The following is a 24,631-nucleotide window of genomic DNA, read 5'->3' as shown; positions in this document are numbered from 1 at the left end:
TGGGAGGAATGAAATGATAACTGAAATTTCACGTCGTTTGCTGCTTGCGTCCACTATCGGAATGGCCCTGACCGGAATACTCTGGCAGGACCTCGCGCACGCCGAAGACTTCAAGATGGGCCTTCTCGTGCCCGGCAGCGTTTCCGAAGAAGGATGGAACCGGATCGGCTACAACGCGCTCAAGGGCGTTGAGCAACAGCTTGGCGCCAAGATCAGCTATGTCGAGCTGCAGCAGAACCCGGCCTCCTTCGAAAAGGCGTTTCGAGATTATGCGAGCCAGGGCTACAAGGTCATCCTTGGCCACGGTTTTGAGTTCCAGGACGCCGCGCGCGATGTCGCGCTCGATTATCCGGACACCTATTTCCTGATCTCGTCGAGCGCGATCCACGAAGGCAACGTCATCGGGCTCAATACCGATACCAGCCAGCCCTTTTACCTGATGGGTGTGATCGCTGCGAAAATGGGCGGTAAGGCCGGCCTTGTCGGCGGCATGGAAATCCCGCCGATCCAGCAGGCATTCGCCGGCTTCAAGAACGGCGCAAAAAGCATCAATCCGGACTTCCCGATCAGCGAAGCCTATATCGGCAACTTCACCGATACGACCGCCGCCAAGGAAGCGGCGCTCAGCATGATCTCGCAAGGCGCTGACTTCGTCGTACCGAACGCTTCCGGCGCCACCGTCGGCGGCTACCAGGCGATTGCCGAATCCGGCCCGGACGTGCGCTCCTTCTCGATCTTCAGCGACTTTACCGAGGTTGCCCCTAACAACATTCTCGGGCTCTACGTCGCCGACTATGCTCAAGGCGTGGTCGAAGTGGTTCGCGCGATCAAGGAAGGCCACCCGCCAACGGAGAACGTGGTTTTCGGCCTGAAGGACCCGAAGGTCATCTCGTTTACCTTCCGCGACGACGGTCCGGTCTCCGTGCCGGAGGATATCCGCGCCGAGGTCAAGGCAATCAGCGCCAAGATCGCCGCCGGCGAGATCAAGACCGGCGCAGAATAGCTGCCTCCATGCTGCGACGGGATATCCAGCCGCAGCCACTTCCCGCATCACACCAATGGACACACCCATGGCTGAGATAAACCAGGGAGTGCGTGAGACCGTGAATTCTCAAGCAGCCCAAGCTTTCTACAGGACACTCTCGCAGGCTGCGATCAGCGCCCTGACACCCATCGCGGCAGTTCTCGTCGCACTCGCCTTCGGCGCCCTGCTGCTCTGGCTCAACGGCTTCAACGGCAGCGACGTCGTCACCGTCATGGTCTTCGGCTCGTTCCAGGACATACGCTCGGTCGGAGAAATTCTCCTGAAGGCGACGCCGCTGATCCTGATCGGTGCAGGGCTGTGCGTCGCGTTTCGCTGCTCGATCTGGAACATCGGCGCCGAAGGCCAGCTCTATGTCGGCGCAATCGCCGCAACCCTTGTCGGCACCAGCATCGACGGCCTATCCGTCTGGGTGCATGCGCCGCTTGTGATGTTGGCGGGGGCGCTTGCGGGCGCCGCCTGGGCTGGCATAGCCGGCTATCTGAAGGTGCGCTTTCAGGCAAGCGAGATCGTCACCACCATCATGCTCAACTACATCGCCCTCATCCTCACGAGCTATCTCGTCACCGGTCCGATGCGCGATGCGAGTGCCGCCTATCCGCAATCGGCAAGGCTGGTGCGCGAAGCCTGGACGCCACGCCTGGTAACCGACCTTAGGCTTCACATCGGCATCCTCGTTGCGGTGGTTCTGGCAGTTGCGCTGTACATCTTCCTGCGAAGAAGCAGCCGCGGCTTTGCGCTGCGCGTCGTCGGTCTCAACCCGCATGCCGCCCGCTATGCCGGCATGAACGTCGCCAGGAACGTCATGATCGCGATGTGCATCAGCGGCGCGATGGCAGGCCTTGCCGGCGCCTTCGAGGTGGCGGGCGTCACACGTCGGCTCTACCAGAACATTTCGCCGGGTTATGGTTTCGAGGGCATCGCGGTGGCGCTCTTGGCCGGCAACAATCCGTTGGCGGCAATCCTGTCGGGCGGGCTTTTTGCGACGCTTCGCTCCGGCTCGGAAGTCCTCCAGATCACCTCACAGGTCCCGCAGGTCCTGGTGTTGGTCATTCAGGGCATTGTCATCCTCTCGGTCGTCGCCTTCGCAAAGCTGCGCGACATCCTCAGGACTGTGGCTTGAAAGCATGGAAACTCCCGCGTCGCCGTAGACCGCCCGCGGGAAAACAAAACTTTGGCGATATTCCTGGAGGGTCGAACCCATGGACGACATGATTTCTCTCACCTTTCTCGCAGCGCTCGTCGGCGCCGCCTGGAGGCTTGCCACCCCCCTGATCTTCGCCTCGATCGGCGAGGTCTTTTCCGAGCGCGCCGGCGTGCTCAACATCGGGCTCGAAGGCACGATGCTCGTCGGCGCCTTCTGCGGCTTCGCTGCGGCCGCAGCCACCGGCAACATTCCGCTCGGGCTATTGGCCGGCGTTGCCGGCGGCATGCTGTTCGGGCTCGTCTTCGCCGTCTTCACGATCACCATCAAGGCGGACCAGATCGTGGTGGGGGCGGCCCTCAACCTGCTCGGCATGGGCCTGACGGCCTTCCTCTTTCGCACCTATTACGTTTCGACCGGCAAGGGCATCGAGATCGCCCAGCCGGTCCACATACCCTGGCTGAGCGACCTGCCCTTTCTCGGAGAAGCGTTCTTCCGCCAGAACCTCATCGTCTATTCGACCGTGCTGGTCGCCCTCCTCGCCACTCTGGTGCTTTACCGCACCTCCTTCGGCCTGACGCTTCGCGCCGTCGGCGAGCACCCGAAGGCCGTCGACGTCGCCGGTCGCAGTGTCGTCGGCTACCGCTATGCCGCCGTCCTCGTCGGTACAGGGCTTGCAGGGCTCGGTGGCGCGTTCCTCACGCTTGGCCATTCCAACCAGTTCGTCGAAGGCATCACCTCCGGCCGCGGCTTCATCGCCCTTGCCGTCGTGGTCTTCGCCCGCTGGTCGCCGATCGGCGCCTTCTTCGTCTCGCTGCTCTTCGGCCTCTTTTACGCCCTGCAGCTCATGCTCCAGGCGCAAGCATCGATCGTCGTGCCCTACCAAGTGCTGCAGGCGCTTCCCTACATCATGACGATCGTCACGCTCGTCGCCTTCCGCGGCAAGGGTGCCGCACCCAGCAACCTTGGCCAGCCCTACGAGATGAGGTGATCGACATGTCGGCAAAACCGTTCCTGCGCATCGACAATATCCGCAAACGTTTCGGCCCTATCATCGCCAGCGACGGCGTTTCGCTCGAAATCGAGGAAGGCGAGATCCATTCGCTGCTCGGCGAAAACGGCGCCGGCAAGAGCGTGCTGATGAGCATGATCTGCGGCATGGTCCGGCCGGATGAAGGCGAGATCGTCTACAAGGGACAATCGGTGCGCTTTACAAGCCCACGCGACGCGATCCGCCAGCGGATCGGCATGGTGCACCAGCACTTCATGCTGGTACCGAACCTGACCGTGGCAGAAAACTACATCCTCGGCCAGGGTTCGGCGCTCAGCGTCATATCCGATATCGACAAGGTCCACCGAAAGATCCGCGCGCTTTCCGAGCGCTACGCCCTCGACGTGCGTCCCGACGCAATCGTCGAAGACCTCTCGGTCGGCGAGCAGCAGCGGGTGGAAATCCTGAAGGTGCTATTCCACGGTATCGACCTGCTCATCCTTGACGAACCGACCGCCGTTCTCACCCCGCAAGAGACCGACCGCCTCCTTTCGCTGATGGGTGATCTGGTGAAGGATGGAAAGACCGTCGTCTTCATTTCGCACAAGCTGGACGAAGTGATGCGGGTCAGCAATCGCGTCAGCGTCATGCGTGACGGCCGCGTCGTCAATACGGTCAGGGTCGGGGAGACAAATGCGCGTGAGCTTGCGCGCATGATGGTCGGTCGTGAGGTGCGCATGGAGCTGCCGCGCAGCCCCAAACCGCCAGGTCGCATCGTGCTCTCGGTGGAAAACCTCACCTGCCGCGCCGAGACCGGCCTTCCGGCCGTGCGCGGCGTGAGCCTCGACGTACGCGCCGGCGAAATCGTCGGCATAGCAGGCGTATCCGGCAACGGCCAGACGGAACTATCGCTCGCGCTCTCCGGCCTGCTGCCGGTCGATTCCGGGCGCGTCGTTCTCAACGGAAACGATATAACCGGGCTCGACCCGGCAGAAATCAATGCCAGGCGTTTTTCCCACATTCCGGAAGACCGCCACAAGCACGGCATCGTCTTGCCGCTGTCGCTCAGCGAAAACACCATTCTGCAGCGTTACGACCGAAAACCGTTCGCGACGGGGGGCATGCTCAACCGCAAGGTCATCGGCGAGCACACCCGCGACCTGATCAAGCGGTTTCGCGTGAAGAGCCGGGACGAGAACCAGCCGATCGCAGCACTTTCAGGCGGCAACCAGCAAAAGCTCGTCGTCGCGCGGGAGCTGGCGCGCGATCCCGATTTCATCCTCGTCAATCAGCTCGCACGCGGCATCGATATCGGCGCGATGGAGTTCGTGATGGAGGAGATGCTGCGCCAGCGCGACAGCGGCCGCGCCATCCTGCTGATCTCCACGGAACTCGAGGAGCTGTTTGCAATCTGCGACCGCATCGTCGTCATGTTCCACGGCGAAATCCTTGGCGAATTGCCGCCCGACCGCGCCCGTCTCGACGAACTCGGCCTGCTCATGGCCGGCAACAAAGAGCAAGCCGCACTTGCGGGGTAGACAAGCCGAGGTCTGGCAGGCTTTGATGGGAGCGATGTAACGGGAGGCCGCGCGTATATGAACATAACCCTGCGGCAACTCAGGGCCTTCATTGCTGTGGCCGAGCTCGGCCAGTTCAACATCGCCGCACGCAACCTCCATCTCACCCAGTCCGCGGTCAGCATCCTCATCCGGGATCTGGAACGGGAGATCGGCGTGCGCCTGTTCGACCGGCACACGCGCATGGTCTCCCTCACCCTGGTCGGCCAGGAATTCCTGCCCCAGGCGCGCAAGATCATGAAGGACCTCGAGCTTGCCGTTGGCGACGTGCGCGACAACGCTTCGTTGAAGCGTGGGCAAGTGACGATCGCCGCGGCGATCGTGCTTGCCGCAACGGTCGTACCGCCGATCATCGCCAGATTCCTGAACAAGTATCCGGAGATCTCCGTCAACATTCGCGACATGCCGGAAGAGCAGATAACCCCGGCGCTCAAGCGCCACGAGGTCGATATCGCCGTCGGCACCCTTTCGGAGGAAGACCCCGAAATCGCCGCCACCCCGCTGCTGCGCGACAAACTGATGCTCGTCTGCCGCGAGGATCACCGGTTTGCCAAGCGCAAATCCGTGCGCTGGGCCGAGCTCAAGGACGAGACGCTAATCACGCTTGCCGCCTCCAACCCTTTGCGCAACATCGTCGAGCACAACCTCATTCGCGTCGTGCCGAACTACCGGCCAAAGTACGAGGTACGCTTTTCGACAACGGCGATCAGCATGATTGCCGCTGGAATGGGCGTTTCGGTGCTACCGGAAAACTCCGGACAGCTCGCCTCGGCCGTCGGTGTAACGACAGTCGATCTCATTGACCCCATCGTCATGCGTGACGTCTCTTTGCTTCAACGGCGCCACCACAGCCTTTCGCCCGCCGCCGAGCATCTGAAAGCGGCCTTCATCGCCAGCGTTGCGAAACAGGTCTGAGGCCTGGGAAACGGCCGGTCGTCTCGCTGCCCAGCGCCGTCCGGGCACTTTTCTCCTACGCGCAAAGGCTTGAACTCACACCGATTGCTGTGTGGGAAACCCCTTGGCAGCGCTCCGTTTCAGACATGCACGTTTGTTCGCTGAACGACGCAATGACGAAAACTGCGCGGGAATTCTGTGGTTCCCGTTCGGGCGCGCGTTTTCCCTCATCGTTATATTTCTTGAAACATAACGATAATTGGGTTTACCTGTGATGAAAGGCCCGTTCGCGGATGTGCAATGCGGACGGCCGCGTCGCGAAGTGCCAGCAACTGCCCTAGCTCCGGAACGCCCATGCCCACGTTGCCCCGTCTCAAATCCCACGGTGTCCCCCTTGCTGCCGCAGCCTTGTCCTTCGCTGCATCCCCGGATGGCCACACACCCAAGATCAATGCCCATCGCTTGCGGACCTGGGACATTGCCTCGACATTTCATTGCTCGATCATCGGCACCTGCCTGACGGCGGGAGAATTGCGCCAGGTCCTGATCAGGACCGGACAAGACGATGTGCGCACTGCGACGGACCATACCCTGCACGGTCAAGGCGTGTGGCTTGCTGGTCAACGGGATCAGGCGGCAAAGTTGCTCAACAAGGCGCTCGACAAGCGCCACGAGAGCAGCATCAAGCGCATTCCCCGGCAGGCCGATCAAGACGAACTCCGAAACATCTGGCGCAATTCCTTCGAGCGCGGCGACATCGCCGGCCCGTATTGGGCACTGATGAGCCATCCGGGAACATCGCCAGCACTAATGCGCGAGATCTTCGGAGAAGTGCATATGCTGTCGCACCTTGTCGGCAGCGCAAGTCGGCTCGACATCGCACGGCTGACAGAGCTGGAAAGGGAACTCGAACAGGAACGCGAACGAACCGCCCGGCAGGAGACGCGTCTGAAGGCGGCCGCCGATGAGCGTATCGCCTTGCAACAGCGCCTCCGGCAATTGGAGGAGAGAGCGATCCACGCCGAAGCAATCGCCGCGTCGGTCGCACCCTTGGCGCGCATTGCAAAAAGCACGAGGGGTCTATCCGCAAGCAACGAAGCGGACGTGACGCGCAACGAGGCCTTCGCCCAGCGCCTTGCCGCGTCTGAGGAGAAATCCGATGCCCTTCAGCGGGAACTGGAGCAGATGCAGGATCTGCGTTACGCGGTCCTACGCGAAAACGAAGCCCTCGAGACGGCAATCACAGCTCAGCTCAGAGACGACGGCAGCGCGCCGCCCGCACAGCTCAGCGGCCCCGTGCTCTATGTCGGCGGCCGACGCAATCTGTTTGATCATCTTCGAGCCTACGCAAGAGTGCGCAACATCGACCTCCTCCTCCACGACGGAGGCATGGAAGACAGCACGACGCTCTTGCCCGCCCTCGTCGGGCAGGCAGCGACGATCCTCTTTCCGGTCGATCACATCAGTCACACGGCGGTGGGCCTGGTCAAACGCCTTTGCCGCGAGCAGCAAAAACAATACCTGCCGCTTCGCTCTGCCGGACTTGCCAGTTTCCTCACGGCCATCAGCGGCGCCGGCGGCGCCTATGGACGTTTCTAGCTCCGGTGGTCTGCCAACGGCCGGTTAACGAGAGAGCGTCGTTCACCGGACGATAAGGAACAACCCGCTGACGATGGCAAAGCCCAGAACGGCGATCCGAAGACCGCGGCCGCCGATGCGGCCATGCACGTGCTTTGAGACCGCACTTCCGAGCAGAACCGCCGGCGTCAGGTAGAGGGCGACGAGCAGTTGCTCTGACCCAACGCGCCCGGATATGGCCAGCACGACGAGGGACATGACCTCGCCGACGAAGAAGCAAAGGGCCACCGTTGCCCTTAGCACCGGCGCCTTGGCATGCTGGTAGAGCAGCGCAAGCGGCGGGCCGCCGATACCCGTGGCAGTTTCGGTGACGCCCGTAAACAATCCGACCCCGAGCGCACTCGGCCTGTTCGGCGTGAACGGCGGGGCTATGAGCGCGGTGACGGCTGCGACCACCGTGAACACACCGACGGCAAGATCCAGTTGTTCGATCGAAAGCGCTGCCAGCAGCCAAAGGCCAGCAAACGTTCCCGCGAAGCGTCCGATCGTGATCCAGGTCGCGCCTGACCAGTCGACATGGGCACGCTCTCGCGCTGCCACATGTAGATTGAGCGGCAGCATCAGCAAAAGCAGGGTCACCGGCAGAAGATCGGGCTTCAGCATACCGACGATCGGCGCGACGATCAGGGCGAAGCCAATGCCGAGCGCCCCTTGAATGAAGGCCGAAACGAATGTCACGGCAGCCAGAACGGCAAGAAGACCAAAACTCATCGGTATTGTCCAAGGCGGCGATGTGCTTCGGAGAGCGGATGAATGCGCTGGATCGGCGCTTCGGCAATGGCGGTCGTCGTTTCGCCTCTCACCTCTTCGAGCAGTGCCCGGGCGTCCCAATCAATCGGCCAGCCTTGCCAAAGCCGAAGCTGGCCGCTGGTAAAGACCGCGTCGATCTGATCGCGATTGCCGTAGCGGACAAGCTCCCACGTCAGATCGTGCGAGGGCGTGAACTCGGGCCGATCGAGGTCGACGAGCAGGAAGTCGGCGGCAAGACCTTCGGTGATCGAGCCGGTCACATGAGACAGGCCTGCGGCGTCTGCGGCGCCGGATGTTGCCCGGTCGAGCCACAGCCAGCCACCGCCGCAGGAAGAATCCCCCGTTGCAAGACCAAACCCCGCGCGCTGGAGGCCCTCGGCCGCGTCCATCAGACGGAACGCGTCGGCGCGGGTTCCGTCCGTTCCGAGCCCGAACCGCATGCCGAGCGCTGCCATTTGCAGGGCTGGTGCGACGGCATTCCCCTTCCACAGGGTGGCGACGGGATTGTAAGCGACAGCCGTTCCTGTCTCGCGCAAAAGATTGAGTTCATGCGGCGTGACGAGCGTCGCGTGCGCGAGGAGGACCTGAGGGCCAAGAACGCCCAGATGCGCCAGGTGCTCGATCGGTCGCAATCCTTTCGCTGCCAACGAGCGTTCGACGGCAACAAGGTGTTCGTTGACATGGGTCTGGAACACCACCCCGGACGCGGCTGCCAATTCGGAAACCGCTTTGAGCATTCCGTCAGTTGCGGCCTCCGGGATCGAAATCGCCAGCGAGGGATGGATCAGCGGGTCCTGCCTGTAGGTGGAGACGTGCTCTTCCGCCTGGCGCAGGATGACGCCGGGTTCGGCGATCTGCGCACTTCCCGAAAGATCGTTGCAGATAAAGCCGACGACGCTGCGAAGCCCCACCTCCCCTGCAGCCCGCACCAGAGCGCCGACATGACCCTTTGAGCGGGTGCCGGCATCGACGGCGGTCGTGAACCCCCCACGCAGCGCTTCCAATGCGGCAAGCTTTGCCGAGAGATAGACCATGCGCTCGTTGAGACTGCCTTCCAGCGGCACCCAGATCCGCCGGAAGATTTCCGACGGTTCTCCAAAGACGAGGGCCTTGCCAAGCGACTGGGTCAGGTGCGTATGGGTATCGACGAAACCGGGCATCAGGAGATGGTTGGGCAGGTCGATCGGAACAATCTCGGGGAAGTCCCGGGCGATCGCTTCCACGGTATCGATGCGCTGAAAGACGCCATCGCGCACGACGATGGCTTTTCCGGTGCGCGGGCCATCCGGCAGAAGAACTTGTCCTGGGCGCAGCATGAGGTCGCCGGCGGTCGATAGTTGTTGGCGGATTGCGCTCACTCGCTTGCTCCTTGAGTGGTGGATTGCAGGGGCGCCGCCGCAATTTCGGATCGTCCGGCTTGGCCCCAATGTGAAAAGATGGCGTTGACGACGACGGCGGTGATCGTGCCTGCGGCAAGTCCGTTGCCGAGGATCATCTGCGTCCATTGCGGAAACTGGCTGTAGACACCGGGCACCAGGATCGGCAGCAGACCCATCGAGAGGGCGGCCGCGAGGGTGAACATGGGGCCATGTTCGCGCAGATCGACGCGACGCAGGAGGTCGATCCCGATGACGCCAATAATCGAAAACACGATGACTGCCGTGCCGCCGACGACGGCCTCAGGCAAAGCCGTGGCCATCCGGCCAATCGGGGCGAAGAGCGCGATGAGAACGAGGATGGCGCCCGCCATCGCGGTCACATAGCGAGACTTGACGCCGGTCGCGCGCACGATACCGACGTTCTCGCCGCTGGTGATGATCAGCGATGTGCCGAACAGGCCACCGACGAGCGACATCAGTGCATCGCCGCGGATGGTCGAAGGCACGATCGCATGGGCATCTCCCCGGCGGCCGACGATTTCAGCCGTCGCGATCGTCTGACCGGTCGCCTCCGCCATGGAAATGATCGAGAACACGATCAGCGGGATGGCTGCGACGAGGTCGAACTTCGGCATGCCGAAGGGAAATAATTGCGGAACGGCGATGACCGGCCCGGTGAACACACCCGACAGATCCATGTGGCCGATGGCGAGCGCGACGAGCGCACCGCCGACCAGTCCGAGCATGACGGCGAGCCGCTGGAGCGTTCCGGAAAAGACCCGCGCGGCAGCGACTGTAAGGATGATGGTGATCAGTGCCAGTCCGACCTCGACGGGCGCTGCGAAGCCCTCGCTGCCAGGCTTTCCGGTGATGGTCACGCCATAGATGCGCACAAGATTGACGGAGACCAGCAACAGCATCGTTCCAACGACGATCGGCGGAAAGTAACGCAGCAGCCTGCGGAAGACCGGCAGCGCCAGAAAGTAAAAGAGAGCCGTTACGATGACGGCACCGACGGCTGTCTGGATGTCCGTCTGCTGGGCGATCGCCAGAAAGATGGCAATTGGCGCGCCTCCCGGCACCATCACGAAGGGCAGGCGTGCACCAAACCCCTTTGGCCCGAAACTCTGGAGCATCGAGCCAAGGCCACAGACGAAAAAGGTTGCGCTGATGAGCGAGACTGTCACCCCGTCCGAAAACCCAAGGGCCTTGCTGACAAGAAAGACGGCGGTGATGGGAGACGCGGCCATCACCAGCACGTGTTGAAGGCCAAACAGGAACAGGCTGCGAAGCGGCAGCCCCTCATCGACGGGTTCGACCACTCCATTCAAGTCACTCTGCATGTTTTCCTCCTCCCGGCCTCCTCAAGCTGTTATGCAAATCGTTTTGCATGCGCATCCACTAACACACAATCGCGCCTTTGCAAATCGTTTTGCTTCGGCGCGATCGGCGTGATAGAAGACGTTCATCGGAGGGCTGATGGGAAAACCTACTATCGCCGACCTTGCCAAGGCGGCTGGAGTCTCGGTCACGACTGTTTCGCACGCGTTCAGCGGCCGACGTTACGTCGAGCCGGAAACGCGCAAGCGCATCGAAACGCTGGCGCAGGAAATGGGCTATCGTCCCAATCACCGTGCGCAGCGTTTGCGCACCGGCAGAGCCGGATCTATCGCACTGGTTTCATCGATGCCCTTTGCGGTGGCCGCCGGACCGTCGAGGCTGGGCTTCCTCATGGAAATTGCTGCTGCCGCCGCCGTGACGGCTTTTGCCAGGGGTATCTCCCTTTGCCTCGTTCCTCCACTCGGGCCCCGCGACCGCCTCGACGCGCTTGAGGTGGACGGCGCCATCGTGGTGGAGCCGGAACGAGACGACCCGGTGCTGGATTTCTTTTCGTCCCGCGGGACCGAGGTCGTGTGCATCGGGCGGGCGCCCGACCGGGACGATCTTCCGTTCGTGGATTTGCAGAGCGCCGCAACGGCGCATCTGCTGCTCGATCACCTGCTTGCGGGCGACGGTCAGGTCGGCTTGATAACGGGTGAACAAAGGCGCAATTCCTATATCGAGATGGAGGCTGTGTATGCGCAGCGCATGGCCGGAAGCGGCTTTACGCCACTCGCCATCCGCATCGACGAACAGGGGGGCGAAGAAGCGGCAGCAATCGCTGCTGAAAGCTTGCTGCGCGCCAATCCCTCCATCTCGGCCCTTTGCGTGCCGGTCGACGCCTTTGCGACAGGCGTTCTCAACGCGGCCCGCGCCACCGGTCGCCAGATCCCGCACGACCTTCGGATCGCGACCCGCTATGACGGCATGCGCGCCAAACTCGCCACCCCTCCGCTGACCGCAGTTGATCTGCACCTTGGTGAGGTGGCAGGAGCCGCAGTCAACCTGCTCTTGGCGCGATTGGAGCAGGTGGACGTCGAACCAAGTGATCTCCCGCCACCAGGTCTGATCCTGCGACCCTCTTCGATGATTTCGTGTGATACCATGTGAGGAAGCCTCAAGCCGAGAGTGCGATGGTCGGACCATCCGCGCGGCCGCGTTCAACGTCGTGACTGTCGCGCAGTCGCCATTGCCGCCTTGATTTAGGGCCTAAACGGCCCTTCCCGATGACGGAAGAAGGTGCGGCTGAGCAAATTAAGTTTTGCCAACATGCACGATTGCCGCTAAGGCAGGCGCTGGATATGGTGCTCCGGCAAAACGCAGAGCACTCAGCTGACGAGGATGACTATGGCAACCGGTACCGTAAAGTTTTTCAACCAGGACAAGGGTTTTGGCTTCATCACGCCTGACAATGGCGGACCGGACGTTTTTGTCCACGTCTCGGCGCTTGAGGGCGCAACTTCACTGCGCGACGGTCAAAAGGTCAGCTATGAACTTGGCCAGGACCGCAAGACCGGAAAATCGAAGGCCGAAAACGTCAGGTCAGCCTGAACTTCGGATACCAAGCCTCGGGAATTCGCTTGATTGCATTCCCTCACTTTCCCGGCCGCGCCAGCGGCCGGGAAATGTCTATGATGTCGTCTCGCGAGGCCGTCGAGTCCTCCTTTTTCCAGGCGACACCAAGCCCGATCTTCAGATCAAGAATAACAATAAAGGCGCCGGGCGCGAGCTCATTGAACGGGCGCTAGCAGTTTGCATGCAAAAGACGAGCTTTGTGTTGGGCGCCGACGGCTCAGGGAATATCCACGCTCCTGGACCTAATCCCGTCGAAGTCTCGCCCGCCGCTTCCGCCGGACGATCACTCAAAGAAGGCTCTATCGGACACGCGCGGAGGCGAGCCAGACGCCGCCCACTATCAGCACGGCCCCTCCGATACGGCCGATGTTGCGTCTTGCAACGAGGTTCAAACGACGCCCGATGTTCCGGCGACGACGGCATAGCTGCCGTCCGAGAGCACACAGAAGACGATCGCAGTCCCGCCGAAGATCACCATCTGCCACACTTGATTAAGGGTGGGATCGACGAACTGTGGCAGGAGCGCGCCGAAAAACAGGAGCTGTTTCGGGTTGCTTAGGGAAACGAGCAGACCCTGCAGAAAAAAACCGCTGCGCGGAGGCGCGGATTGCGGGCTTTCCATGGACGCACCCCGATCGCGGATCATCTCCCAGCCGATCCAGCATAGATAGACTGCGCCTGCCAGCCTGGCCCAGTCGAGCCAGTGCCCGGCCAGCGCGACGAGGGACGCCAGGCCAAGACCAGATATCGTGATCATTACCGCGAGGCCGGCGATCGTGCCCCCGACATTTAGGAGACCGGCACGGACGCCATGGCGCATTGCATTGGCGAGTATCATCATGTTGGTCGGCCCGGGTATAACCGTCGCGACAAGGCAGATGGCCGCATAGGCAGCGTAGGTTTCGAGCGTCATAGGGCGATCCTTCGCGCGTCCTGCTCGAACCGGTTGAAGATCGCCAACGGCTTCGATACCCAGAATCGCCCCCCCAACGCGCCCTCGGCGACCATGGCGCGCGCGTGGAGAAGTAGTTTCGCTTGGTCGTTCATGCTTCCACCCTTATGACGGTTCGGAGTATTCCGCTCAGGCCTCTCCTTGCGGATTGCCCGCGGCAAACCCGGCAAGGCGTGCGTAGCCGCGAACGACCTGTTCGCGTTCCTCAAAGGATGCGACCACCTCGATATCGTCGAAACCGTCGGGCGCACGTGCCTCAATGAGATCGATCACGCCTTCCGGCCCACCCCTACGGTTCGACACAACGATTTCCGACGTGGGCGGACGACGCTCGCTATCGTAGGCGCAAAGCGCGGCCTCGACCGACGTGTGGGTTCGCAGATGCTCCGCCAGCGAGTGGGCATCGAGGATAGCCTGGCTCGCGCCGTTCGAGCCCACCGGATACATTGGGTGGGCGGCGTCTCCTAGCAGGGTAATGCGCCTGAACGACCAGCGTGGCAGTGGCTCCCGGTCGCAGTTGGGATATTCATAAAACTCGCCGGTGGCGCAAATGATCTCCGCCGGATCGACGTAGTCCAGGCGGAAACGATCCCGCACAATGGGCAAGACTTGTGCGAGGTCTCCCAGACGGCTCCAGTCCCCGAGGGTGCGGTCGGTTTGCAGCGCGTTGCTGCGGGCCATCACAGCCCAGTTGGTAAGGCGCATGGCCGGGTCGTCCGGGTCTTCCCCAATCGGATAGAAAACAAATTTGGCATAGTTGCCGCCGGCGATCGCCATTGTGCGACCGTCCCGCCATGCCGGCCAGCGCGTGGTGCCGCGCCAAAGCATGACGCCGTTCCAGACCGGCAGACCTTCCTCCGGAAAGAGCGCTGCGCGCACGGTCGAATGAATGCCGTCTGCGCCGACCAGCAGGTCGCCTCGCGCCTGCAATGCCCTTGCGCCTTGGGAAAAGTGCACGGTCACGCTCTGGGCCTCCTGCTCGAAGCCGTGCACGCGGCATCCCGTGCGGATGCTCCCCTGCCCCAGCCGGTCGATGACGGCATTGTGGACAAGGCCCAATAGCCTGCCGCGATGAATGCTGAACTGCGGCACGGCATGGCCGGCCTCGATACCGCGCAATTCCTGCCAGATGACCTGGCCAAACCGGTTCGCATAGATCAATTCGCGCGTGCGGATTCCCGCCGCGTCAAGCGCATCCATCAGCCCGAGTTCGGCCAAGAGGCTGACGGCATGCGGCAGCATGTTAATGCCGACGCCCAGTTCGCGCACCGCGTCGGCACGCTCGAATATCTCAACTTCGAACCCCGCTCGGTGCAGGAAGAGGGCCGCGGTCAGCCCACCAATGCCGGCGCCTGCTATCAACGCCTTCATGGCCTTTTTCCCTGTTGCGGATATTCGAGCTGCATAGCAACCACATCAGCGGTGTCCTGCCCATGGCGGGCTGCGATCTCCTGCAAGGCGCTGTCCAGAGCCTCGGCTGGCGGCTTGTCCGGTATCAGCCGCTCGCCCGCCCAGGACGCGACAACCTTGTCCGGAAGGACGCGCACGCCGTTGCGCGTCGTCACGGCCGCGGGCGAGGCCGCGAAAATCTCGACGTTCGAGCGATAGGTGCGCGACCACGCGTCAACGACGAGCGCGAGCGCAACTTCATCCATCCCCGGCTCGAGTGCCACGCCGAAACGATCGCGGTTCCAGAACGCAACGCGATTGCCCAGCACGGTCGTGACGAAAGGGCGCGTCAGGCGGAATGCGCCGCTGTCATGCCCTGCACTCCAGCCGCCCTGCCCGATAGTGCGGGCGACCGCCTCTGCCTTGCCGCGGCCGGCGATGGCCTCGATCAAGGTCAGCATCATCGGCATCGAGGCCGTCACGCCCGTGGTGGTCGCTATGCCCCGATCCAACACCATACGCCGATCCGCAATGTAGCTGATCGTCGGATGGCGCTTCATCAGTTCCCCGAGATAGTACCAATGGGTCGTCGCTCGGCCGCCGTCGAGCAGTCCGGCGCTGGCGACAACTTTCGCGCCGGCGCAGATGGCGATGATGACTGCCCCACCCTCTGCCTGCTTGCGCAGCCAGGCCGTGACCCCCGGGTCGTCATCACGGCTCATCGCCGGAACGATCACATAGTCGGCTCCCTTGGGATGAAGCGCGTCGAAGGCCCCCATCGTCGCGTCGGCCTCGACGGTGAGCGCCGGGTAGAGCTTGACCGACCCGGCTCCGCTCGAGAGGGTCGTCACATCGGCGATGTCCGCTCGGCGAAGAATTCCAACGGGCATCAGATAGTCCGTCGTTTCCGTCGCGTCGTTTATTGCCACGACGGCAATGAGCGGCCGGGCACGCTTTGGCGGCTTGAGAGCCGCCAGCATGGCATCCGTTTCCGCCTGCGGGATGGCCGGCGGCGCATAGGTTGCGGGTGCTGCCCCGCAGGGTCGCCAGCCAAAGGCCGAAGCCCACCAACGGTACGGCAAGAAGGGCCAGAACTGCGGGGAGAAAATAGCGCATGAGCATCGGCACTCCGTTCTGCTTGCGGCTATCATCAGGGTATCGCGAGCATTTTCTGGCGGAAATGACAGAAATATCGTATTTTCTGCCAATGCACCGTCTGACCTTCATCGTCTATCCCGGCTTCGAGCTGCTCGACACGTCCGGGCCGATCTCGGTCTTCACCGGCGCCAACCGCGCTCTTGGCCATAGCGGCAAGCCGCCCTTCTATGCGGTCGACCTGGTATCGCCTGCGGGTGGATCGGTGACGAGCAGCAGCGGCATTGCAGTGCATACCCGAAGCCTAGACGCGTGCGCCCCTGAGGGGGTCGATACACTTCTTGTCGCCGGCGCTGAAAGCGAGCATCTGCTGCCGGTTCTGGCAGACCCCGCCTGGTCGGTCTGGCTCCCGGAACTTGTCGGGAAGGCGCAACGGTTCGGATCGGTCTGTTCGGGGGTGATCGTCCTCGCAAGGCTCGGGCTGCTCGACGGGCATCGCGTCGCCACCCACTGGGATGCCTGTGCGCCGCTGGCCGCAACGTTTCCCTCCGTCAGCGTCGACGCGGACGCGCTCTATGTCGTCGACGGCCGGCTATGGACTTCCGCAGGCGTGACAACCGGCATTGATATGGCGCTCGCCATGGTCGCGCAGGATGTATCGGCCGACATTGCCGGCGAGGTTGCCAAGCGGCTCGTGCTCTACGCACGCCGCCCCGGCTACCAGTCGCAATTCAGCCCGCTGCTTCACGCGCAGGTAAAAGCCGACAGTCCTTTCGCAGACCTGATTGGGTGGATATTAGCAAACCTCGGCTCGCAGCTGGATGTTCCCAGCCTGGCAGAGCGCGCCGGGCTCAGCGAGCGGACGTTCCATCGAAGATTCGTTGCGGTCATCGGCCAATCCCCGGCCCGCTTCGTCGAAACGGCCCGCCTCGATGCCGCTCGCATGCTGCTTTGCCGCGGACTTTCCTTGAAATCGGTGGCGGCCGAGGTCGGCCTTTCGCCGGCGACACGCTTCTGCGAAGCATTCGAACGCCGCTTCGGCATCACTCCACGCCTGTTTCGCGAGATGCATTCGGAATTTTGACCACCCGGAGGCATGCCCATGACGATTTACAAGTTCGCCGTCTGTGAAAACCAGGAATGGATCGTCCCTGTCAACGCGGAGGACTTCGAGACCTTTCTTGCGATGGACGGACGCGCCATCCAGGGGTGGGTTCCGCCCGTCATGACGATGCTTGAGGCGGACCATGGGGCAGAGGAACCGAGTTACTCCGATTTCCCATGGTTGGGCGAGCACGCGCCGATCCTGAAGAAGCCCGCCGTCGAGGCGCTGGCCCCGGTGCTGACCCGCTATGGGCAGCTTCTGCCGCTGAAGGGCGAGGACGTCTGGCTGTTCAACGTCACCAACGTCCTTGATGCTCTCGACAAGGAGCGATCGAGCGTCGTCTATTTCGATGATGGTGATATTCTCGATATCGAACGATATGTGTTCAAGATGGAGATCATCGGAAGCGCCGAGATCTTCAAGTTGCCGACACGTGGTTCATCGGTCTTTGTCACCGACTGTTTCGTCACGAGGGTCCGAGACTTGGGGATGCGCGGCGTCTCGTTCGCACCTCTTTGGACATCAGTAGAATGAGCGATCGCCGCATTGGGAAAGCAGCGCCGCCCGCTATCGGGAAGGACACTATCCCATCACATATCCGATATCTCGACGAATCTCACCCCGCCACCACACCGTGAGTTGAGCATGTGTGATCGAGGTCTTCGGCCTGCAGATGGCCCGATCGGGTCGGCGCAGTGCCGATCAAATCGCCACTGCGAACTGCGCGCCATCACGCATAATGCGGCCTGCCGTCGGGCCTGTAGTCGAGCACAACCACTTCTCCATCAAGAACGCGCTGATCCCTGAGTTTGAACTTTTGGTCACACATGCCCTGGAAGAAAGGTTCGATGCCGGACTGCGGTAGGATCAGCGGGCAATAGATTAGGCGAAGCCGGTCCAACAGATTTGCCGCAAGAAGTTGGCGGACGATTGACAGGCTTCCCATCGTCCGAATTTCGGCACCGTGGCCCGCGCGCTCTGCCCGAATCTCATCAAGAAATCCGGAACCAAGTACTGTAAAGCCCGGCCAACCCACACGACTGAGTCTGGAGGAAACGACCCAGCCCGGACTTTCAGTCATCCGCCGATAGTCATCGTCTTGGTAGGCCGCAGGTATGTTGCTCAAGGCGTCAAGCGTTTTGCGGCCGATCAGCGTACGATGGGGCTGCGCGTTCTTCTGCGCTAACCATTCCATGAATTCGGGTCCAGTATAGCCGTAATAGGCTGGCGATTCCTGGCCGCGCGCCGCGCCGTCGATCGTCAGGATGATCTCAGAAACGATGTCAGTCATTGCTCATCCTCTTCCCAAGCTTTCTACTCGCCCTCGTGTTTTTGTCCGCAACGAACTGGGTTGTGCGGACGGACAGAGCGCCGACGGCACGCCGCTGGCGTGGAACTGGACACCGCGAACTGTCACAGCTGTCAGACATGATGACGGTCGAGAAGTAGCGTACCAGCGGCATTGCTGCGTTCGACGAAGCAGTTCCGCATGAGGGTTTAGTCTACCAGCCGATGAACCTGCCGAAAATGACAGAGGTTTCGGGATTTCTGCCACGATGCGGCGCGCACGATCATCAACCGACAACTGTGCTAGGGCGTGACTCAAAACAAATCGCCGGAGCCCGCTAGGGTCCGGCAATCCACCATATTCTCATTGCCAACCTGCAACTATGCTGTGTTTGAGGGGCGGTCATGAGTATCGATCATGGTGACGCACCCACTCCATCCCCTCAGCTTCGTTGCGACCCTTCGGCATGAGGTCGAGGAGGGCATAAGTACCCATCATTGCCTCTACGCCACGGCCGAAAGTGGAGTAGGTGTGGAAGACGTTGCCGGCCTCGTCCTTGAAGAAGGCGCTGATGCCCGGCCATTCCTCGCCCAGCTCGCGCCATTGCCCGAAATTGTAGTCGATATGCCCGCTGGCGACCTCCTCGGGAGTGAAACTGACCCGGAAGTCGTAGTTGAACGGGCTGCTATTCGAGGACACCCAGCAGAACTGCCACCCCATGCGGCGGCGAAAGCGCTCGATCTCGGCGAGAGGCGCCCGTGAAACGGCGATCATGGCAACGTCGTGCTGGGCCAGATGCATGTTCATACCATCGGTGTGGTCGGCCATGAAAGAACAGCTCGGGCAGCCTTGCTTCCATCCCGGCGCGAACATGAAGTGCTGCACCAGAAGTTGGGATCGTCCCTCGAAGAGATCGGCGAGCGTGCGAGGGCCATCGAGCGTATCGAACACATAATCCTTCTCGATGCGCACCCATGGGAGCTCGAGCCGCTTTCGAGCGACCTCGTCGCGATGACGCGTAAGCTCCTTTTCCGCCTTCAGCAAGTCCCGACGGGCGGCTAGCCAGTTATCGTGTGAAACGACAGCGTGTTTCATTGTCAGTCTCCTCGGGTTGGGGTGTTGCCGCGAGCTGCGGATATGCAAATCAGCCATGGCGGCAAGTGAAAAGCTCATCAGGGGCTCACGACCATTTGGCTGATCGGCCCCTGTGGCGAAGCGGGGAGCGCGTGACCATCCGTGCGAGCCGACGGTCGACATGCAGGCCCTCAGGGCCAAGCTTGGGCTCGCCTTGAAGCCTCGCCGTCCGGCCAGGTAGCCACCCACTTGACGACCGACTGGCCGGTTCCTTGTCTGCGAACTTCGGCATTTCCGATCCTTCCTCCACACCGTATCCAGCGATTATGTGGCAAGAGGCTATCGTGAGTGGAGGGTCGGGTGGGAGTTACAAGTGTGGCGGGATCCACATGGACGCGCTGACTATCGTGGCAAAGCGAACATTTTTCCGAGGATGACTGGCGGCGCTGACAAGGTCGCGCTCGTTCGCCTCCCGCCCGCGCCCTGCCGAGGGCGCGTTTCTCACCCGTGGTCGCCTTGCCGCTGGCGATATTCCGCCAGTCATCCAAGTCCGTCGGCTTTTGCGACCGAAAGCTGCCGGGAGAAACGCCTGCAACACAGATTTCTCGCCCACCCGCTCCTTGTTCAAACAGCATTCGGCAAAAATCGCGGTTTCCCTTGCAATACTTGCCTTGCCGAGGGGTGCCAAGTGCTGTGCCTGGGAAGCCCAGAGCGCATACGCAGCCTCCCGTCCCCGCAAACCAGAGGCAGCCAGAAAGTTACCGGCAGATTTCGAGCCGACGAACAGGGTGCTGCGCTCACCGTAGCTGGTAAGCGGTTTGCCGGCGACCTGCGCGCCGATTGGCCGATTGACGCCAAGGGGACCCTGGCGCTTCCTTTGTGACGCCATGAGAAACGCCATATCATCTCCGTTTAGAGCGGCGCGCCCCACATATTGTACCCGGACGGACGCTGTCCCGCGGCGCGTCATATCCAGCATCTCTGCTGCCTTGCTGGAAATATCGATCAAACGCCCTTTGTGGTAAGGGCCACGATCATTGACGCGCACAACGACCGACGAGCCGTTTGTGAGATTTGTCACCCGCACGTAGCTGGGCAAGGGAAGTGTCGGATGCGCGGCGGAGAGGCGGCCCGGATCGTAAGTCTCGCCATTTGCGGTCCGCCGCCCCTGAAACCCCGACCGTACCAGGAGGCAATGCCGCTTCGATCGTAGCCCGGTTCCTCCTTCGGATAGTAACGCTTGCCTTTGACCACGTAAGGCTTGCCGACCAGACTGGTCGTGTCGGGCGTAGATGTCGTGGTGCAGGCTCCAACGAACGCACAGAACATCATAATTGCCAACCACCGCATGACTTTAATGGTCGCTGCTATTCCATCTCCCATCCCGTCCACCATCGACTGCAACTCGACACGCGACCGCAATGCGCAGTGGAGACGCGAGACAGGCGACGCAGCCGTGAGGGGCTGGTCGACACCAGGCGCAATCTGGGGCGTGCCGTTGGTCCGCTCCATCTATGATACCTCGGTAAAATGAGGCTACGAGCGAATGGTTCCGCCCTCCCGACCCAGGGCATATCTGCCCGTTCTTCGCGATCAGAGGCGGAAATAAAAAGTCGAGTTCGTCGACTGTGTCGCACCGATGAAAGAGCACCGTCTATTTGGGTGTCAGCGGCAGAAGCGAAACGATGGCTGAATCGCATCGAAGGCGAACTTACCCTCGCAGACGAACCAAAGCCGGCGCTTCGCCCCGGCCGCCGATTTATGTCGTACCCTGCTTACGAACTGCAGACCGGGAGGTCAGGCGAAACTTCTAGCCTTGAAAATGGGAAGGAAGTTTTCGCCCGGCGCCTCCGCCGGTCTTTCCTCGGCTCTTCGGCGATCTCCGCTCAAAAGTCGCCAGTGGCTCGCGGTTTCTGTTACGCCGCCTTATCCGACGACAGGGCGACCACGGTGGCCGGAAACCTCAGCACCCGCGTCGGACGACAGTGCGAGAAAGCGAAGCGCCGACACGAAGCCTATGGCGGCGATAAAGAGGAAGGCGGCGCGAATATCCGGAAGCATATTATGATCGCCTCCTCCCCCGCCCAGATAGGATGCGAAGCGAATGACGGCTGCGGCAACGGCGATGCCAAGCAGTTGGGAGAGTTGCTGCAGCATCGCCGAAATCGTCGTCGCCGCGCTTCGCTGAGCAGGCGGTACATCCGCGAAGGCGATTGTCGTCAGCGCCGTAAACTGCATCGAGCGGGAAAGGCCGCAGGCAATCAGCAGCACCCACATGACAATGCGCGGCGTTTCTCCGTCGACGAATGCGAAGGCACCGATCGTCGTGGCGGCGATCATGCCATTTACGACAAGAAGGCTGCGGAAGCCGAAAAGACGCAGAGCCGGTGTGGTGACGCTCTTCATCAAAAGGTTGCCGAGAAAGTAGACGAAGACCAGCGAGCCCGTCTCCACCGCATTGAAACCCAAACCAACCTGAAAGAGCAGCGGCAGCAGAAATGGCGTCGCATTGACGGCAAGCCGCCCGGCGGTGCCCGCCGAAAGCGTTGCGAAGGCGAAAGTCGGGATCTTCAGCACTGTCATGTCGAGCAGGGGATGCGCAGCGCGCCTCAGATGGCGGACTGCAAAAAAGCCGGCGAAAAGACCGGCGACCAGAAGGCCAAGTGAAGCGGTCCCACCCGAGGATGAACTGGAAAGCTCCAGACCGCCAAGGGTGAGTGCGAGCGCGCCTCCAGTCAGCAAGACGCCGGTCACATCAAAGGGTCGCGCTCCCTCCGCAGGCACGCGCGGCACGAAAAAGGCAACGAGCACGACACCGAATATGCCGAGAGGCAGATTGATGAAGAAGTTCCACTCCCAGCCGGCGTGGGTTGTAATCCAGGCACCGATCAGAGGGCCGATGACGGGGGCAATCAGAGCCGGCCAGGTGATGGTGGCGATCGCCCGCACCAACTCCGCCTTCGGTGCATCGCGCAGTACGAGCTGACGCCCAACCGGCGTCATCAGCGCTGCGGACGCACCTTGGAAGAGCCGAGCCACGGTGAATTGACCAAGCGACGCCGAGAAGCCGCAAGCAACGGAGGCGAGCGTGAACAGCGCGATAGCGGCAAGAAAGACCTCTCGCGCGCCAAAACGCTCGGCGAGCCATCCGGCCGGCGGAATAAACACGGCCATCGCAAGAAGATAGGCGGTGAAGCCAATGTTGAGCGTCACCACATCCGTCGCGAAGGCCTTGGACATGGCCGGCAGCGAGGTTGCGATGATCGTGCTGTCGAGCATCTGCATGAAAAAGGCCACGGCCACGACGGCCGGGACGATGCGGGTGCGGTGAAACGGAAGTGGAGAAGAGGAAATGGAGGACATCATTCAAGAAGAAGAGAGGGCGGAGACGCAGGTGCGCCGCCGCCCGAACCTACAGGATCAGTTGCTGGCAGCAACTCTTTTTAGAGCTGCGTCGTAGAAGGAGCGGTCAATCCAGCTCTCATAATTGACTTTACCCTTCAGCAGCCCGGCTTCGGCCATGAAGGCCTCCTCCCCCTGAAGCGCTTTCACTGCCGCATCCGTGATTTCCGGGTCCTGGAAAAACTTTCCATCCGGGTAGGTGGCGCGGACTGCCTTGTCACTGCTGCCTGTCTCCTTGACAAAGATCGTAGTCGTCTCCTCCGGGTTGGCGTCGGCCCAGCGGGCAGTCGCGATATCGACAGCCAGCAGACGTGTCACGATTTCAGGATACTTGCGGGCGAATTCACCGTTGACGCTGAGGAGATGTGGAACCGCCCAATCGGGGCTGCCCGACACGCCGGCGTCGAAGATCACCCGCGCTCCGCCCTTTTCAACAAGCGTCTGCACAGGGCCGGTGCTTTCCACGATGGCATCGACGTCACCACGGGCCAGCGCCGGGCCGGAACTGTCGATACCGAGGTTCAGGCTTTCCACATCCGCGAGGGAAAGACCTGCGGCTTTCAGTGCCTTGGCGAAGGTCGAGTGACGCACCGTGCCTGAGAGATAGGCGACCTTCTTGCCCTTCAGGTCCTCAATCTTCTGGATCGCAGACTCCGGCTTGACGACGATCTGCGTCTCGTTCGAGCGGTTCCAGCTCGAAAGGCCGATGAGCTTCACGTCGGCCCCGGTCGCCGCCAGGCGAAGCGACGGGTTGTTGCCGATATAGGTGAAGTCGATCGCTCCCGAACCGAGCGCAACCGTGGCAGCGGAACCGCCATCGAATGTCGTCAGCTCGATCTTGATGCCGTCCTTGGCGAACTCGTCTTCCAGCAGTTTCTTGTTGCGATAAAGGATGAATTTCAGGTGGCCCGGCGCGGTCGAGCCGATGCGGATGACCTCGGGCTTCGCGTCGTCGGCAAAGGCCGGCGCGGCACCCGCCACCGGCAGGAACGATAGCGCCAAGGCGAGCTTCAACAATGTGCGGCGGAGTGGATTGGCTGTCATGGATGGATCCTTTCGAAATCGCGTGTTCGTTGGAAGAGAGGCTGGGGCTCAGTTCGGGCCGCTTTCGCCGTCGCCGCGCCAGCGGGTGGCGCGTCGTTCCCCAGCGACGAGCAAGTAGTTCAGGAGGAGGCCGATGATCGTCAGCGTCAGGATGCCGGCATACATCCGGTCTGTTTCCAGCATCAGCGACGAATTCTGGATGAGGTAGCCGATGCCGGATTGGGCCGCGAGCATCTCCGCGGCGATGACCGAAAAGAGCGAGGTCTTCACACCAAGCCGAGCGCCCGCGACAATCGAGGGAACGGCCGAGGGCAGAATGACCTTCTTGAAGAGATCCCAGTCGGACGTTCCCATGGAACGCGCTGCCTTCACCAGCAGTGGATCGACCGACTTTACGCCGACGATGGTGTTGATCAGCAGGAAGAAGACGGCCGCGTAGAATGTGATGGCGATCTTTGACGCCTCGCCGATGCCGAGCAAAAGGATGAAGACCGGCAGCAGCGCGAACTGCGAGGTATTGCGCAGGGTCTGGACGAGAAAGTCCGAGGCCTTTTCGAAGAGCGGATAGCGCCCCATCAAAAGACCAAGCGGTACGGCGACAACAACGGCAAGCGAAAAGCCGATCGCGGCGCGCTGCAGGCTGATGCCGATGTGGTCAGCAAGCTGACCCGAGGCGATCATCTCCCACAGGACCGAGAGCACCTGGCTGAGTGGCGGGAAGAACAGCGCGTTGATCCAGCCGGCGCGTGGCGCGATCTCCCAGAGAAGAGCGAAGGCGACGAGCGCCGGCAGGCCCAGCGTAATAGTTGAGAAGGCTTCACCGAGAACCGTCGGCGGTTTCTCCGCGGCACGCTTTCGGCGCGATGATAATGTCCGGCGGAGCGGCAGGTTGCGGTCGGCGATCAGACTCAT

At 61.8% G+C, this 24,631-nt stretch carries 22 protein-coding genes and 1 pseudogene; 10 read left to right on the top strand and 13 right to left on the bottom strand.

Annotation, left to right across the window (positions count from 1 at the left end; genetic code table 11):
- Positions 1-13: 13 nt before the first annotated feature.
- The 6 genes from IB277_RS34585 to IB277_RS34560 all read left to right on the top strand — a co-directional run bounded on the left by IB277_RS34585 (position 14) and on the right by IB277_RS34560 (position 7,247).
- A complete protein-coding gene (locus IB277_RS34585) occupies positions 14-1,003 on the top strand; it encodes a BMP family protein (protein ID WP_192372896.1) in 990 nt (329 codons plus the stop codon).
- 67 nt (positions 1,004-1,070) lie between these two features.
- Positions 1,071-2,165 (top strand): ABC transporter permease, encoded by a 1,095-nt coding sequence (locus tag IB277_RS34580; RefSeq protein WP_051659225.1) that lies wholly within the window; start codon positions 1,071-1,073, stop codon positions 2,163-2,165.
- A gap of 79 nt (positions 2,166-2,244) precedes the next feature.
- Entirely contained in the window at positions 2,245-3,177 is a 933-nt protein-coding gene (locus IB277_RS34575; RefSeq protein ID WP_060582833.1) for an ABC transporter permease, read from the top strand.
- 5 nt (positions 3,178-3,182) lie between these two features.
- Complete coding sequence (locus tag IB277_RS34570; RefSeq protein WP_060582858.1) at positions 3,183-4,715, top strand: ABC transporter ATP-binding protein; 1,533 nt, start codon at positions 3,183-3,185, stop codon at positions 4,713-4,715.
- Positions 4,716-4,772: 57 nt separating this feature from the next.
- Complete coding sequence (locus IB277_RS34565) at positions 4,773-5,669, top strand: LysR family transcriptional regulator (RefSeq protein WP_034791732.1); 897 nt, start codon at positions 4,773-4,775, stop codon at positions 5,667-5,669.
- 333 nt (positions 5,670-6,002) lie between these two features.
- Entirely contained in the window at positions 6,003-7,247 is a 1,245-nt protein-coding gene (locus tag IB277_RS34560) for a DUF2325 domain-containing protein (RefSeq protein ID WP_192372894.1), read from the top strand.
- A 42-nt stretch (positions 7,248-7,289) separates the two neighbouring features.
- On the opposite strand, the gene IB277_RS34555 is transcribed toward IB277_RS34560, so the two are convergent.
- Genes IB277_RS34555 through IB277_RS34545 form a run of 3 tightly spaced genes read right to left on the bottom strand, consistent with a single transcriptional unit; the run spans position 7,290 to position 10,758 of the window.
- Positions 7,290-7,997 (bottom strand): sulfite exporter TauE/SafE family protein, encoded by a 708-nt coding sequence (locus tag IB277_RS34555; protein ID WP_060521236.1) that lies wholly within the window; start codon positions 7,995-7,997, stop codon positions 7,290-7,292.
- Complete coding sequence (locus tag IB277_RS34550) at positions 7,994-9,394, bottom strand: amidohydrolase (RefSeq protein ID WP_162728687.1); 1,401 nt, start codon at positions 9,392-9,394, stop codon at positions 7,994-7,996. Before IB277_RS34550 ends, IB277_RS34555 begins: the two co-directional genes overlap by 4 nt.
- Positions 9,391-10,758 carry a uracil-xanthine permease family protein gene (locus tag IB277_RS34545; RefSeq protein ID WP_192372892.1) on the bottom strand — a complete coding sequence of 456 codons (1,368 nt, stop codon included), beginning with the start codon at positions 10,756-10,758 and terminating at the stop codon, positions 9,391-9,393. The genes IB277_RS34550 and IB277_RS34545 overlap by 4 nt, the downstream gene beginning before the upstream one ends.
- 136 nt (positions 10,759-10,894) lie before the next feature.
- Here IB277_RS34545 and IB277_RS34540 point away from each other — a divergent pair, with 136 nt between their 5' ends.
- Both IB277_RS34540 and IB277_RS34535 read left to right on the top strand, forming a co-directional pair.
- A complete protein-coding gene (locus tag IB277_RS34540; protein WP_192372890.1) occupies positions 10,895-11,905 on the top strand; it encodes a LacI family DNA-binding transcriptional regulator in 1,011 nt (336 codons plus the stop codon).
- A 237-nt stretch (positions 11,906-12,142) separates the two neighbouring features.
- Entirely contained in the window at positions 12,143-12,346 is a 204-nt protein-coding gene (locus IB277_RS34535; RefSeq protein ID WP_034791723.1) for a cold-shock protein, read from the top strand.
- 412 nt (positions 12,347-12,758) lie between these two features.
- On the opposite strand, the gene IB277_RS34530 is transcribed toward IB277_RS34535, so the two are convergent.
- Genes IB277_RS34530 through IB277_RS34515 form a run of 4 tightly spaced genes read right to left on the bottom strand, consistent with a single transcriptional unit; the run spans position 12,759 to position 15,691 of the window.
- Positions 12,759-13,283: a LysE family translocator gene (locus IB277_RS34530; RefSeq protein ID WP_371813748.1), complete on the bottom strand. Its 525-nt coding sequence runs from the start codon at positions 13,281-13,283 to the stop codon at positions 12,759-12,761.
- Positions 13,280-13,417 carry a hypothetical protein gene (locus IB277_RS34525; RefSeq protein ID WP_162770696.1) on the bottom strand — a complete coding sequence of 46 codons (138 nt, stop codon included), beginning with the start codon at positions 13,415-13,417 and terminating at the stop codon, positions 13,280-13,282. The genes IB277_RS34530 and IB277_RS34525 overlap by 4 nt, the downstream gene beginning before the upstream one ends.
- Positions 13,418-13,451: 34 nt before the next feature.
- Complete coding sequence (locus IB277_RS34520) at positions 13,452-14,693, bottom strand: flavin-dependent oxidoreductase (RefSeq protein ID WP_192372888.1); 1,242 nt, start codon at positions 14,691-14,693, stop codon at positions 13,452-13,454.
- Complete coding sequence (locus IB277_RS34515) at positions 14,690-15,691, bottom strand: DJ-1/PfpI family protein (RefSeq protein WP_371813747.1); 1,002 nt, start codon at positions 15,689-15,691, stop codon at positions 14,690-14,692. The genes IB277_RS34520 and IB277_RS34515 overlap by 4 nt, the downstream gene beginning before the upstream one ends.
- Before the next feature lie 134 nt (positions 15,692-15,825).
- Here IB277_RS34515 and IB277_RS34510 point away from each other — a divergent pair, with 134 nt between their 5' ends.
- Entirely contained in the window at positions 15,826-16,890 is a 1,065-nt protein-coding gene (locus IB277_RS34510) for a GlxA family transcriptional regulator (RefSeq protein WP_246812876.1), read from the top strand.
- A gap of 18 nt (positions 16,891-16,908) precedes the next feature.
- A complete protein-coding gene (locus tag IB277_RS34505) occupies positions 16,909-17,445 on the top strand; it encodes an imm11 family protein (RefSeq protein ID WP_246812875.1) in 537 nt (178 codons plus the stop codon).
- A gap of 196 nt (positions 17,446-17,641) precedes the next feature.
- Here IB277_RS34505 and IB277_RS34500 read toward each other — a convergent pair whose 3' ends face one another.
- From IB277_RS34500 to IB277_RS34475, 6 genes and pseudogenes are all read right to left on the bottom strand, one after another.
- Positions 17,642-18,202 carry a dihydrofolate reductase family protein gene (locus IB277_RS34500; protein ID WP_060582844.1) on the bottom strand — a complete coding sequence of 187 codons (561 nt, stop codon included), beginning with the start codon at positions 18,200-18,202 and terminating at the stop codon, positions 17,642-17,644.
- 399 nt (positions 18,203-18,601) lie between these two features.
- Complete coding sequence (locus IB277_RS34495; RefSeq protein ID WP_192372957.1) at positions 18,602-19,294, bottom strand: thioredoxin family protein; 693 nt, start codon at positions 19,292-19,294, stop codon at positions 18,602-18,604.
- An 855-nt stretch (positions 19,295-20,149) separates the two neighbouring features.
- Positions 20,150-20,602, bottom strand: a pseudogene (locus tag IB277_RS38405) (septal ring lytic transglycosylase RlpA family protein); the annotation flags it as partial.
- 597 nt (positions 20,603-21,199) lie between these two features.
- Entirely contained in the window at positions 21,200-22,639 is a 1,440-nt protein-coding gene (locus IB277_RS34485) for an MFS transporter (protein WP_112983971.1), read from the bottom strand.
- A gap of 54 nt (positions 22,640-22,693) precedes the next feature.
- Positions 22,694-23,719: an aliphatic sulfonate ABC transporter substrate-binding protein gene (locus IB277_RS34480; protein ID WP_192372884.1), complete on the bottom strand. Its 1,026-nt coding sequence runs from the start codon at positions 23,717-23,719 to the stop codon at positions 22,694-22,696.
- A gap of 48 nt (positions 23,720-23,767) precedes the next feature.
- Positions 23,768-24,631 carry an ABC transporter permease gene (locus IB277_RS34475; RefSeq protein ID WP_060521242.1) on the bottom strand — a complete coding sequence of 288 codons (864 nt, stop codon included), beginning with the start codon at positions 24,629-24,631 and terminating at the stop codon, positions 23,768-23,770.

This window comes from Ensifer sp. ENS07 (assembly GCF_014852185.1).
GTDB lineage: Bacteria > Pseudomonadota > Alphaproteobacteria > Rhizobiales > Rhizobiaceae > Ensifer > Ensifer adhaerens.
This window is presented reverse-complemented; position numbering and strand designations above follow the sequence as displayed.